Annotated in this window: 11 protein-coding genes; 6 read left to right on the top strand and 5 right to left on the bottom strand. The window is 52.3% G+C overall.

Annotated elements, in window-relative coordinates:
- Window positions 1-30: 30 nt before the first annotated feature.
- From BCV73_RS24335 to BCV73_RS24325, 3 genes are all read right to left on the bottom strand, one after another.
- Window positions 31-435, bottom strand: coding sequence for a VOC family protein (locus BCV73_RS24335; RefSeq protein WP_089548870.1), 405 nt, complete (start codon window positions 433-435; stop codon window positions 31-33).
- A gap of 200 nt (window positions 436-635) precedes the next feature.
- Window positions 636-923, bottom strand: coding sequence for a putative quinol monooxygenase (locus BCV73_RS24330; protein WP_218828184.1), 288 nt, complete (start codon window positions 921-923; stop codon window positions 636-638).
- Window positions 924-937: 14 nt separating this feature from the next.
- Complete coding sequence (locus BCV73_RS24325) at window positions 938-1,933, bottom strand: NADP-dependent oxidoreductase (protein WP_218828183.1); 996 nt, start codon at window positions 1,931-1,933, stop codon at window positions 938-940.
- 134 nt (window positions 1,934-2,067) lie between these two features.
- On the opposite strand from BCV73_RS24325, the gene BCV73_RS24320 reads away from it, so the two are divergent.
- The 5 genes from BCV73_RS24320 to BCV73_RS24300 all read left to right on the top strand — a co-directional run bounded on the left by BCV73_RS24320 (window position 2,068) and on the right by BCV73_RS24300 (window position 8,910).
- On the top strand, window positions 2,068-2,613 hold the full coding sequence (locus tag BCV73_RS24320) for a TetR/AcrR family transcriptional regulator (protein WP_089548867.1): 546 nt from the start codon (window positions 2,068-2,070) through the stop codon (window positions 2,611-2,613).
- Between the two features lie 298 nt (window positions 2,614-2,911).
- Window positions 2,912-3,910 carry an ABC transporter permease gene (locus BCV73_RS24315; RefSeq protein ID WP_089548866.1) on the top strand — a complete coding sequence of 333 codons (999 nt, stop codon included), beginning with the start codon at window positions 2,912-2,914 and terminating at the stop codon, window positions 3,908-3,910.
- A complete protein-coding gene (locus BCV73_RS24310) occupies window positions 3,904-4,788 on the top strand; it encodes a carbohydrate ABC transporter permease (RefSeq protein WP_089548865.1) in 885 nt (294 codons plus the stop codon). Before BCV73_RS24315 ends, BCV73_RS24310 begins: the two co-directional genes overlap by 7 nt.
- 38 nt (window positions 4,789-4,826) lie before the next feature.
- Window positions 4,827-6,437 carry a type 2 periplasmic-binding domain-containing protein gene (locus tag BCV73_RS24305; protein ID WP_089548864.1) on the top strand — a complete coding sequence of 537 codons (1,611 nt, stop codon included), beginning with the start codon at window positions 4,827-4,829 and terminating at the stop codon, window positions 6,435-6,437.
- A gap of 76 nt (window positions 6,438-6,513) precedes the next feature.
- Window positions 6,514-8,910, top strand: coding sequence for a helix-turn-helix domain-containing protein (locus BCV73_RS24300; RefSeq protein ID WP_218828182.1), 2,397 nt, complete (start codon window positions 6,514-6,516; stop codon window positions 8,908-8,910).
- Window positions 8,911-9,036: 126 nt separating this feature from the next.
- On the opposite strand, the gene BCV73_RS24295 is transcribed toward BCV73_RS24300, so the two are convergent.
- On the bottom strand, window positions 9,037-9,936 hold the full coding sequence (locus tag BCV73_RS24295; protein WP_089548862.1) for a LysR family transcriptional regulator: 900 nt from the start codon (window positions 9,934-9,936) through the stop codon (window positions 9,037-9,039).
- Between the two features lie 117 nt (window positions 9,937-10,053).
- Here BCV73_RS24295 and BCV73_RS24290 point away from each other — a divergent pair, with 117 nt between their 5' ends.
- Complete coding sequence (locus BCV73_RS24290; protein ID WP_089548861.1) at window positions 10,054-10,977, top strand: DMT family transporter; 924 nt, start codon at window positions 10,054-10,056, stop codon at window positions 10,975-10,977.
- A 115-nt stretch (window positions 10,978-11,092) separates the two neighbouring features.
- On the opposite strand, the gene BCV73_RS24285 is transcribed toward BCV73_RS24290, so the two are convergent.
- Window positions 11,093-11,944 (bottom strand): aldo/keto reductase, encoded by an 852-nt coding sequence (locus BCV73_RS24285; RefSeq protein WP_089548860.1) that lies wholly within the window; start codon window positions 11,942-11,944, stop codon window positions 11,093-11,095.
- Window positions 11,945-12,069 lie beyond the last annotated feature (125 nt).

Raw genomic sequence — 12,069 nt, 5'->3', positions numbered from 1 at the left:
TTTATCGTCTCACTCACTTCAACTGTTCGTTCACGACCTGCCGCTGAACCGTTTGATCGCTTCCTCCGTCACCGGCGTGAAGAGGTTAATCAGGTTGCCGTCGGGATCCCGAAACAGCACAGCACGGTTCCCCCACGGCATTGTGGTTGGTTCCTTGACCCACTCGCTGATAAACGGCTTCAAGCGCTCGTATTCGGCGTCGACATCGTCAACACGGAACTCGAGGATGACTGTGTGATTGTCGGCCGCCACGGCGGAACCAGCGCCGAACAGCTGCACCGTCTGGGAGTGGCCGATCGCCAGGGTGCATGATGACCCAACGATTTCGGCGAAGACGGGCGCGGGGCGTTCCGCCGACACGCCTATAACTTTCTCATAAAACCCGACAAGACGATCTACATCGTCGGTAATGATGCGTACAGAAGCAAAATTCATGAAATACCATCCTTCCTATAATCCGTGATACAGAACCGTATATTATCATTTTGGGTCATAAACCTTCGCATTGATCTCCCATTTCTTACGGTTACATACTCCGAGTATAGAAAAACGCTACTGACAACAGTATGTCAGTAGCGTTTTAACATTCTTTTTTGAACTAACAGGCAGAAATGTTCATTGATCCGATGGGGCTTTTATTCCATGAACGAGCGCTCGTTCGTGATATCGTATTTTAGAATGTCCATTTTCATTCTGCGTCCCCACTTATTTAAAAACGGCGCCGACTCATGTCTTTCAACATGGGCCGACAGCGATTCTTGATCTTGCCACCGTTGGACCGTCAGCATGCGTCCGGCCAGCGCATCTTCCGTAGTAAAGGCATAAAAGAGACATCCCTTTTCAGCTCTCGTGCTGGAAACGACAGACTGAACGTCTGCAGTGAACTCATTCACATCAGACGGGTTTAGGTGAACGTAACCCATGAGTATAATCATGGTTACACGACCGTGAGCACAATCTTGCCTTGAATGTGCCCACCGGCTGCACGTTCATGCGCCTTGCGAGCATCGGCAAGTGGAAACGTGCTGTCGATAGCGACGCGAACCGTCCCGGCATCAAGCAAGCGCCCTAATTCCGCCAGCTGCGGGCCGTTTGAGCGCACTTGGGTCATCGAGACCGTGGCGCCCAGCTTCGCGGCCTCCTCGGCGTCGGAGAAGCCTAGGAACACCGGGAACAAAGCGCCGCCACGCTTGAGCGTACGCAAGAAACGACCGGTGGTCGGACCGCCGAGGGTATCAAGGACGAGATCCATGTCATGCGCGACGTCCTCGGGAAGGCTCTTGGTGTAGTCGATGAATTCGTCGGCACCGAGCTCACGCAGGAACGACTCATGTGACCCCGATGCCACCGCGATGACGTGCGCACCCTTCCATTTGGCCAGCTGTACCGCGAAGTGCCCCACGCCGCCCGCAGCACCATTGACGAGCACCGTCTTGCCGTCCAGCGGCACCGGGCGATGCATCTCCGGTTGAAGCGGGTTCGGTTCATTGTGCCCCAGATCGATCAGAAACTGCCACGCGGTGAGGCCAGCCATCGGCGCCCCAGCAGCGTGCACGTGATCGATGCCAGCCGGCTTGAGTGCAAGGTCCGACGCTGGGGCGGCGACGTACTCAGCATAAGCGGCGCTCTCTCCAAAGCTAGGAAAGCGAACCATGCCGAAAACTTCATCGCCGACGGAGAAATCCTTCACATCCGTGGCTAGCGCCTCGACAACTCCCGACACGTCCGACCCCAGAATGATGGGAAAGGGCACAGGCGGCCGCCATTCAGGAGGAAGCGACTTATACCCGTCACGCAGGTACCAGTCGGGGGGATTCATGCCAACCGCGTGAACGCGCACAAGCACCTCACCTGGCTTCAGCTCGGGAATCGGCGCCTCCTCGTAACGCAGCACCTCGGGGCCGCCGAATTCATGCAAACGAATCGCCTTCATTGTATCTATAGACATCTTGCTTTCTCCTTTCATGTAGATGAGTTATACTTACCAGAGCAGTGCTCCGTATAATCGGATCACTGTTCCGTTTATAACTATACGGAGCGCTGCTCCGATTGTCAAGGAGGAATTCTATGCGAGCCGATGCAATGAAAAACTATGAGCACATACTCGAAGTCGCGAACGTCGTTGTAACCGAGCAGGGTGTCGATGCATCGCTGCGCGACATCGCTCGCAGAGCTGGTGTCGGGCTAGGCACACTGTATCGTCATTTCCCGACGAGAGAGGCGCTGCTCGAAGCTTTGCTCCGCTCAAGCTTCGACGAGTTTACGACAAAGGCACGTGAGCTCGAAACTGCGAGTAGCCCCGATGATGCACTCGTATCGTGGCTGCGCGACGTCGTTACATTTACGGGCAACTATCATGGTGTTGTGGACGTGATGATGGCAGCCAAGGAGGACCCGGAGTCCGCACTACACGCTTCATGCGTCACGATGCGCTCGGCAGGCACCCGACTTCTCACTCGTGCTCAGGCCGAAGGTCTGGCGCGTAGCGACATGGATGGGGATGACCTGTTCTCGCTAGCTGCTGCGCTTGCGTGGCTCAGCAACCAGCCCTCGTCCGCGCCACGGGCTGAGCATCTCTTCCGTATTATCGCGAGCGCGATTTTGACGAATTGATCGAGTAGCACGAGATTGAACTAACGGGGAACAATAGCTCCATCATGACACGACGGCAGCCGGCCAAATCGGCTGCCGTCGTTACGTTAACCCTAGCTTGAAGGGCATGGGGTACGACCCCTTTAAGGCAAAAATAATCTATATATTTGCTCCCCGTCGATCATGAACAGGGGAGTTTTTCGTTATGTCGGCCTACCACCTTGCAGCGATGTCAAGAATAGATGGTCGCCGCAAAAATTGCTGATGGACGATGAAAGCGTTTTAAAATACCATAACGGCAAAGGGGCCCCTTGAAGAAATGTTAGCGACACTCCCGAATTGGAAGGAAGGTGAAGCACTCTTGAAGCATGCTCCTCCGGAAGCGGCTTCCGCGCAGACCGCCATTGGCCGCAGATCGGCAATAGGCCGTTCGCTCAAGAAAAACTGGGATTTGTATATGCTGCTTTTGCCGGTCGTCGCCTATTACTTGATCTTTCATTACATCCCGATGTATGGGGTGCAGATCGCATTCAAAGAATTTATTGCTTCCAAAGGGATAACCGGCAGCCCTTGGATCGGTTTCGCCCATTTCCAGCGTTTTTTTGACAGCTACTATTTTTGGCGGCTCATCCGCAACACGCTTGGCATCGGAATATATGAGCTGGTTGTCGGCTTTCCCGTCCCGATCATTCTCGCGCTGCTCATCAATGAAGTGAGGGCGAAATGGTTCAAGAAAACGATTCAAACGGTAACGTATGCCCCTCATTTTTTATCGACTGTCGTGCTCGTCGGCATGCTGATGGTTTTTTTGTCGCCGCAGCATGGAATCGTGAACCTGTTCATCGGGTGGTTGGGCGGGGATTCCATTTCGTTCATGACGGAGGCGGGCTGGTTCAAAACGATCTACGTTTTCTCCGGGGTATGGCAGCAGATGGGCTGGAGTTCGATCATCTATTTGGCCGCCTTGACCGGCATCGATCCGCAGCTGCACGAAGCGGCCAAGGTTGACGGAGCTAGCCGGCTGGCCCGCATCTGGCATATTAACCTGCCGGGCATATTGCCTACCATCGTGATTTTGCTCATTATGAATGTCGGATCCATTCTTGGCGTCGGCTTCGAGAAAGTATTTCTGATGCAGAACAGTCTGAATATGGAAAGCTCGGACGTCATTTCGACCTACGTATACCGAAGCGGCATCCTGGAAGCACAATACAGTTTCTCTGCCGCCGTAGGGCTGTTCAATTCGGTCGTTAATTTCATCATGCTCATTACGGTCAACTACATTGCACGGAAAGCTGGTGAAACGAGCTTATGGTAAAAGAGACGTTTGGCGACAGAGTGCTCAGTTTCATCATCCACACTTTGCTCGTTCTCGCCCTGATCGCCGTCCTGTATCCGCTGTTGTTCGTGCTGGCCGCCTCGATTAGCGATCCTTCCAAAGTTTTGGGCGGAGAGGTGTGGCTGTGGCCGAAGGGCATCACGTTCCGCGGATACGAGAAAGTGTTCCAAAACAACGACATTTTGCAGGGCTACGGGAATACGATCCTGTACACCGTTATCGGGACGGCTATTAATATCGTTATGACGATACTCGCCGCCTATCCGCTGTCGCGCAAAGATTTGGCCGGACGCGGCTACTTTACCGCCTTTTTCGTATTTACGATGTTTTTCAGCGGCGGGCTCATTCCGACCTATTTGCTGGTGAAAAATCTCGGCATGGTCAACACGATGTGGGCGCTTATCATCCCGAATGCGCTCGCCATATGGAACGTCATCATTATGCGCACCTTTTTCCAGCAAAATATCCCCATCGAAGTACAGGAATCGGCGCAAATTGACGGCTGCTCCAACCTGCAAATCTTGGTTCGCATCGTCCTTCCGCTGTCGATGCCCATCCTGGCCGTCATGACCTTGTTTTACAGCGTCGCCCATTGGAATTCATTTTTCAGCGCGCTTATTTATTTGACCGACCGGAGCAAATACCCGCTTCAGCTCGTGCTCCGGGAGATTTTGATTCAGAGTAATTTGAAGGATATGGTGGAAACAAACGAGGAATCGCTTGCCAAAAGCGTTATGGAAGGTGAATCTATCAAATACGCGGTCGTTATCATCGCCAATCTGCCGGTCCTTCTGCTGTATCCGTTCCTGCAGCGCTATTTTGTCAAAGGACTTGTGATCGGCGCGGTAAAAGGTTAATCCTACCCAAGAAGTGAAAAGAAAAAGGAGGTTTTTTCTTGAAATCTAAAAAAACGACAGCGGCTTTGCTATCCCTCTTCGTATTGCTTAGCATGCTCTCGGCTTGTTCGGGGGGGGGATCGAATGAAGCGGTAGGCGACAAACCGAAAGAATCCGGCATCAATAAGACGGGCATGCCGATCGTAGCCGAAAAAATCAACCTGAAGATGGTGGCCGGGAAAGCGCCGACGACCGCCTCCAACTGGAACGAAGTGATGCTCTGGCAAGAATATGAGAAGCTGACAAACATACATGTCACCTGGGAGATGGTGCCAAACGACAACTTAACAGAAAAGCGTAACATTATGCTGGCCGGCGGCGATTATCCGGATGCCTTCTTTACGGCAGCCATCCCTTCGACCGATTTGCTCAAATACGGTTCGCAAGGCGTATTTATCAAGCTGAACGACCTGATCGACCAATATGCCCCGAATCTCAAAAAGCTATTGGATCAATACCCGGAGGTACGCAAAGGGCTGACAATGCCAGACGGCAATATTTATTCCTTCCCGACCATCTACGACCCGCAGTTTACGTCCGTGCTCGCCGGAGGCAAAATGTGGATCAAGAAAGAATGGCTCGACAAGCTTGGCTTAAAGGAGCCGGAGACGACCGAAGATTTCTACAACATGCTGAAAGCGTTTAAAGAAAAAGATCCGAACGGCAACAACCAAGCGGACGAAATTCCGTTCGAGAGTGTTGGGCTGCCGGTCATCATGAACTACTTCAAGGGCGCTTGGGGGCTCGGTACCCGGGGGGCAGGCCACGCTAACGTAGATATGGACAACGCCGGGAAGCTTAGATTTATCCCTACCGATCCGAACTACAAGCAAATGCTGGAATATTTAAACAAACTGTACAGCGAAAAGCTGATCGCGGAAGATATTTTTACGATCCAAGCGAATCAATTTTATGCAACCGGCGCAAAAGGATTATACGGAGCTACCATCACGACAAGTCCGTACACGCTGATGAACCAGACGGGATATATAGGCGCAAGCGCGCTTAAAGGTCCTCATGGCGACCAATTGTATTCCGCCGTCGGCTCCCCTCTCGCTGGTCTGGGCGCGTTCGTCATTACCGACAAAAACAAAAGTCCGGAAGCAACGGTTCGTTGGATGGATTACTTGTACGGCGACGAAGGCAGCAAAATGTTCTTCATGGGCTTCGAAGGAAAGTCGTACGAGAAAACCGCCTCCGGCGAGCTTCAATATACAAAAGAAATTACGGCCAATCCGAATGGCCTGACGTTCGAGCAGGCGCTTGTGAAATACGTCGTATGGCCGGGTGGCGGTTACCCGAACATGGTGCAGCAAAAGTTTTTCAAAGGTGCCGAATCGCAGCCGGAATCGATCCAGGCGGCGGAGAAGTTCAAGCAGTACATGCCGAAGGAGGTTTGGCCGACATTCAGCTATACTGCCGAGGAAAGTACGAAAATGTCCGCGTTAACCGCCGACATCAATACGTACGTAACCGAAATGGCCGCCAAATTCGTCTCCGGCAAAGCGCCATTCTCGGAGTGGGATAACTATGTGGCCACGTTGAAAAAAATGCGGCTCGACGACTATATGCAAATTTATCAAGCCGCGTATGATCGGTACAAGAACTAATAAAACGCGGCGCCGGAGCGGTGGGGCCGGGTAAAACGGACCATTACCGAGCGGAAAACACGGCCGCACAGCGAAAGTGTTAGGGATCGTAGACGGGAGAGCAGTGCCCGGCTGGAAAGCCCGGGTACCGACTACTCCCGGAACCGGTATGGAGGAGCGCCCGATGAACATGATCCGCAGCCAACGATTTTACAACTTCCTGTTCTCCTATATTGTGCTGGTCGTCGTTCTGCTCGTTGCCGTCAGCAGCGTCGTGTACCAAAACTTTTTCGATACGCTCCGCAAAGAAGTGGAGCATACGACCGTTGGCGCCCTCGGCCAATTTCGGGATGCGGTCGATCTGCGCATGAACGAAATGAACCGGCTTGCCTCCCAGCTGTCTTACAATCCGGTGCTGACCCCCTACATGGCCTCGGATGGTGGATACGGTTCTCTGCAAGCGGTTGCCGAGCTGAAGCAATACTTGTCCACGAACCTGTTTATCGAGGATGTCGTGTTATCCTTCAACGGATCAGGCACCAAACAGCTTTATGCCGCAAGCGGAACGTACAAACTCGATCTGTTTTTCAATTCGATCTACCATTATCGCAATTGGAGCCAGTCGGAGTTTATGCAAACGGCCGTTACGTTGTCCGCTCCGCTTATGCGGGGGGTTGAACCGGTTCTGTTCAACCGGCTTGAGGAACGGCGGTATGCCACCTACATGGTGCCGATCCCGCTAAACGCGGAAGTCCCTTACGGTGTCGCGCTTTTCCTCATTCGCGAGCAGGCGCTGACAGATTTGGCCCAAGGCGTGCTGACGGAGTCGAACGGATTTCTGTTCATCCTGAACGAACGCAACGAAATCGTCTTCAGTCAATCACAAGGAGAATCGCCCGAATCCGGCAAACGCCTGCTCGAACGAATCAACGATATTCCGAACCGGTCTCCCTTCAGCGAGTTGTCCGTAGACGGCCGGAAATATTCGGTGCTTATCCATTCGTCAAGCAACCGTCAATGGTCTTACGTGGCGGTGCTGCCAACCGATCAATGGATGCGGAAAGTGAATGAGAAGCGCGGCATATTCAGCATAACCATCGCGGCCGTTTTCCTAATCGGGATCGCCATCGCCTTCGGCTTCTCGGTCCAGCATTACCGGCCGCTCAAGCGTCTGGCCGGGATCGTTTCCAGCGAAGCGCGGTCCGAGCCGCTGGTACGTTCGAGCGACGAGATCGATTACATTTCCCGCGCTGTCGGCCTCATGGCCAGCGAGAAGCAGAGCTTGCAGCATCAGCTGCGCAACCAAGGCCGCACGCTCCGCGAGCAGGTGCTGCTGACGCTGCTCAAGGGGAAGCTGAGCACGAAAGCGGAAATGAGCGATATTTTGCAATTTTCCAATATCCAGCTCGACAAACCCCACTACGCCGTCATGATTGTGCTGATTGACGATTACAACCGTTTTCGGCAGGACAATTCAGAGAAGATGCAGGAGGTGCTGACGTTCAGCTTGATGAAAGTGGTCGAGGAGCTCGCCTTGGAGTCTGGGGCAGGATATGGAGCCGAGCTGATGGACGGCCGTACCATTGCTTTTTTGGTCAATTTGAACGAAGGCTTTGACGATACCGACGTTTTGCGGGAACTGGCCGTGAAGGCAAAGGCGTTTTTCCGGCAATATTTCCGGCTTACGGTAACTGTCGGCATCGGGGGAATTTACGACGATTTGTCCTCCGTTCCGCAATCGTTCGTAGAAGCAAGTCATGCCGCAAGGTACCGGTTCGTGAAGGGAGGTGACCAGGTGTTTCTGTTTGCCGAGATCGTGCCCCGCTCAAGCGGAGAGTACGTCTACCCCGTCGAACGGATAGACCGGCTCGTGAAGGCGATCAAGCAAGGAAACATGTCTCAGGTTGAACCGGCCGTTCGCGAGGCGTTTGGCCATATCGTGGAAATGGACGTGTCGCTCGAGGCGGCGGAATGCATCTGCTTCGATATCGTCAACAATATGATGAAAACGCTTATCGAGCTGGAAATCGAAATCGACGACGATTTGGGGGAAACGATGCAGCAGTTGTTCGTTCCGCGCTTCGAAACGATCGAGGAACTGGAACGTCTCGTCGTCTCGATATGCCGCAACGTATGCCGGTACGTAGAAGCGAAGAAAGAGAGCAAGAATATCGAGCTGCTGGAGAATATCAAGGCTTACGTCGCCCAGCAGTATTCGGATCAGACGATTGATCTCGAATCGATCGCGAACCGATTCGGCGTCTCGCCGTCTTACGCGACGCGATTTTTCAAAGATCATACGGGCTGTCCGCTGATGAAATATATTGATTCGATCCGGATGGATCAGGCGAAAAAGCTGCTGAAAACAACAGATTTGCCTCTCAAAGACATTATGAACGAGGTCGGCTACGTAGACTCGACGAACTTCATCCGCAAATTCAAAAAAGCCGAAGGCATCACGCCGATCCGATACCGCAATATTGCCAAAAACTAAACTGCAAGACGACAGGCCGCCGAACGAAGAGATACGGGAGAAAGCCAAGAGGATGGACATCACCTCTTGGCTTTTGTAGTGTAAGGGACGGTATGCAAGTTCACGATAACGTTGGGTGATAAAACCCTATAGTTTAATCAAGGGTTCATGCTCAGCTTGGATGGGGAATAATTTCTGGGCGGTCTCGATAAAGGTTTTTACCGCAATGGTACAGTCCTCCACAGGACCGGAGACGATGTGAATATCCCGGTAGGCTGCTGGTGAGATGCGTTTGAGGATAAGTCCAGGAGGCAGGTCCAACAGGGACAGCTCAGACATGACGGCCAAGCCTTCGCCTGCAGCAATCATTTGAAGAGCCGTTCTGTAGTTGTAGAGAATGTATTGAATATTGGGTTCTTCCCCGGCACTTTCGAACCATTGCAGGACGGGAGGCTCGTAACCGGCTTTGCAGATCAGCATAGGCTCCTCCCGCAAATCTTCCGGGCTGATGATGGACTTTTCGCTTAAAGGGTGATCATCTCTCATCACGGCATAAATGCCTTCCCGGTATAGTGGGTGAGAGTGCGTCGTTTTATCCGAGGGGATCAGCAATCCGACATCAATGACCCGGTTATCCAGCCATTCCTGTATGTCCGCAATGGTACCTTCAAGAATGCTGAATTCAAGTTTTGGATATTGTTGTTTGATATGGCTGATGATCTTCGGAACAAAATAAGAAGCGGCAACCGGGAATGCACCGATTCGGACGCTGCCGGTTTCCATTCCTTTTTCACTGGCGATTTCCTGGTCGACCTTATCATACCCTTGAAGTATCTCGCGGAAGATCCGTACGATTCGTTCTCCAATTGGAGTAAGGGCAACGCCCAGACGCCGGTCTCTAATCAGCAGCGTTACCCCAAGCTCGCGTTCAAGGGCAGTGACCGCACGGCTGACGGCAGGCTGTGTCATATTCATTTTTTCCCCGGCGGACGTAAAGCTTCGGGTCTCGGAGATCGCCACAATCAATTGAAGAAGTGATTTGTTCATACCAAATTTGATATCTCCTTCATGATTTATATTCATTTTATTTATGATATGGTTTATTGTAACATGACAATAGAACAAGAGAAAGACTTGGAATCGAGTGGGGAGAGGTGTTGGGTAATGAAAGCTAAAGCGTGGCTTTTTCTAGTATTGGCTAATCTGTTCTGGGCAGGGAATTTGATCTTCGGCAAAGCGGTGACGGCCGATTTTCCACCGGTCTGGGCTTCCTTTCTGCGTTGGGCGATTGCAGCTGTCGTGTTAATCCCGATGGCCCAACTGGTGGAGAAACCCAATTGGCGGAAGGTGTGGAAAAATAACTGGGGTCTTTTATTATTCTTTTCGCTAGTAGGCGTTGTATTCTACACGCTGCTTACCTATACAGCACTTCAGCATACTTCATCGACAAACGGCAGTCTGATCAACAGCTTGACTCCAGCAGTGATGATCGTGTTGTCTCTGTTGTTCCTGAAGGACAAGATCTCGGTATGGCAGGGAGTGGGACTCGTCTTATCTTTCCTGGGCGTATTAACGGTATTGACGAAGGGACACCTCCTTGGCGTGTTCAGCACGCATTATAACCAGGGAGACGGCATTTTGCTCATAGCCGTATTCCTGTGGGCCATCTATTCCATCGTCAACAAAAGGGCGCAGCATCTGCCCCCGATTACTTTTGTAGCCTTTACAGCCTTCATCGGAGTCATCTGTATGGTTCCGCTGCTGTTTATGCAGCCTTTGCAAACCGGGCATATCACGGCAATCGGCATTACCGGGGTCATCTATCTGGGTTTGTTCCCATCCATCGGTTCGTTCCTGTTCTGGAACCAGGGAGTGAAGATGCTTGGACCGGGCAAAGCCGGGATCACGATGAATCTGATGCCGATTTTCACCGCGATCCTGTCTGTGATGACAGGCCAGGCATTGCTGGTCTCTCAGGTCGTTGGTGGCGTTATCGTGATTGCGGGGATGCTGCTGTCTGCTAACCTCATTAAATCGGGTAAAGCCGAAACGAAAACGATCGGCGAGCAGCGTACAAGCGTGGTTTAAAGGGGGCATCGATCCGTGACAGAATCCGTAAGAGGAATGGGAAAACCAAGAGGGTGAATAGCACCTTCTTGGCTTTTGTGGTGTAGTGGCGGTAGAGGGGAGTCTAAACTAAGGGTTACAGATCGACTTTCCAGTTGCCCATCATCTTGGCGACTTTCGGATCGTGGTACGATAAGAAAAGACTTTCCCGCAAATCGAGGGTGGAGATTTGTTCGATATCGTCCGCGCTTAACTCAAAATCGAATATGTTGAAGTTTTCGACTATCCGCTCTTTGCGCACCGATTTGGGAATAGCTACGATTTCACGTTGAACAAGCCAGCGCAGCACGACCTGGGCGACGGACTTGTTGTATTTTTCTCCGATTGAGGTCAGCACTTCGTTGCCGAACAAGTTGTTGCGTCCTTCAGCGAAAGGCCCCCATGATTGGTGCTGTACTCCCTGTTCTTTCATAAAAGCGGCGCTCTCGATCTGTTGGTAGAACGGATGCGTTTCGATCTGATTGACGGCGGGCACGACTTCGTTATGCACGATGAGGTCCATCAGACGGTCGGGCAGGAAGTTGCTGACCCCGATCGCCTTGATTTTGCCTTCACGGTACAGGTCTTCCATCGCACGCCAAGCGCCGTAGTAATCGCCAAACGGCTGGTGAATCAGGTACAGATCGAGGTAGTCGAGCTGCAGCTTTTTCAGGGATTTGGCAAACGCCAGCTTGGCCTTCTCGTAGTTGGCATCCTGAACCCAGAGCTTGGTCGTGATGAACAGCTCCTCACGCGGTACACCGCTGCGCTTGATCGCGCGTCCGACCGCTTCCTCATTCAGATAACCTGCTGCGGTGTCGATCAGGCGGTAACCGGCCATCAGCGCTTCATATACCGCATTCTCGCATTCTTCAGCATCGGGAATCTGGTAGACACCGAAGCCGATAATCGGCATTTGGACTCCGTTATTTAAAGTCACGGTTTGCATTGTCATTCCTCCCATGGGTTAAGTGTAAAACGGCAAACGGCCGCGAATCCCGGGAATCGGGCACCTCAGCGGGGCTTCCGCTTACGGCCGGTTTGCTTTACAATAAGCCTACTACCTTCGTGTAA

Origin of the sequence: Paenibacillus sp. SSG-1, assembly GCF_002224835.1 — a bacterium.
Classification (GTDB): Bacteria; Bacillota; Bacilli; order Paenibacillales; family Paenibacillaceae; genus Paenibacillus_AQ; species Paenibacillus_AQ favisporus.
This window is presented reverse-complemented; position numbering and strand designations above follow the sequence as displayed.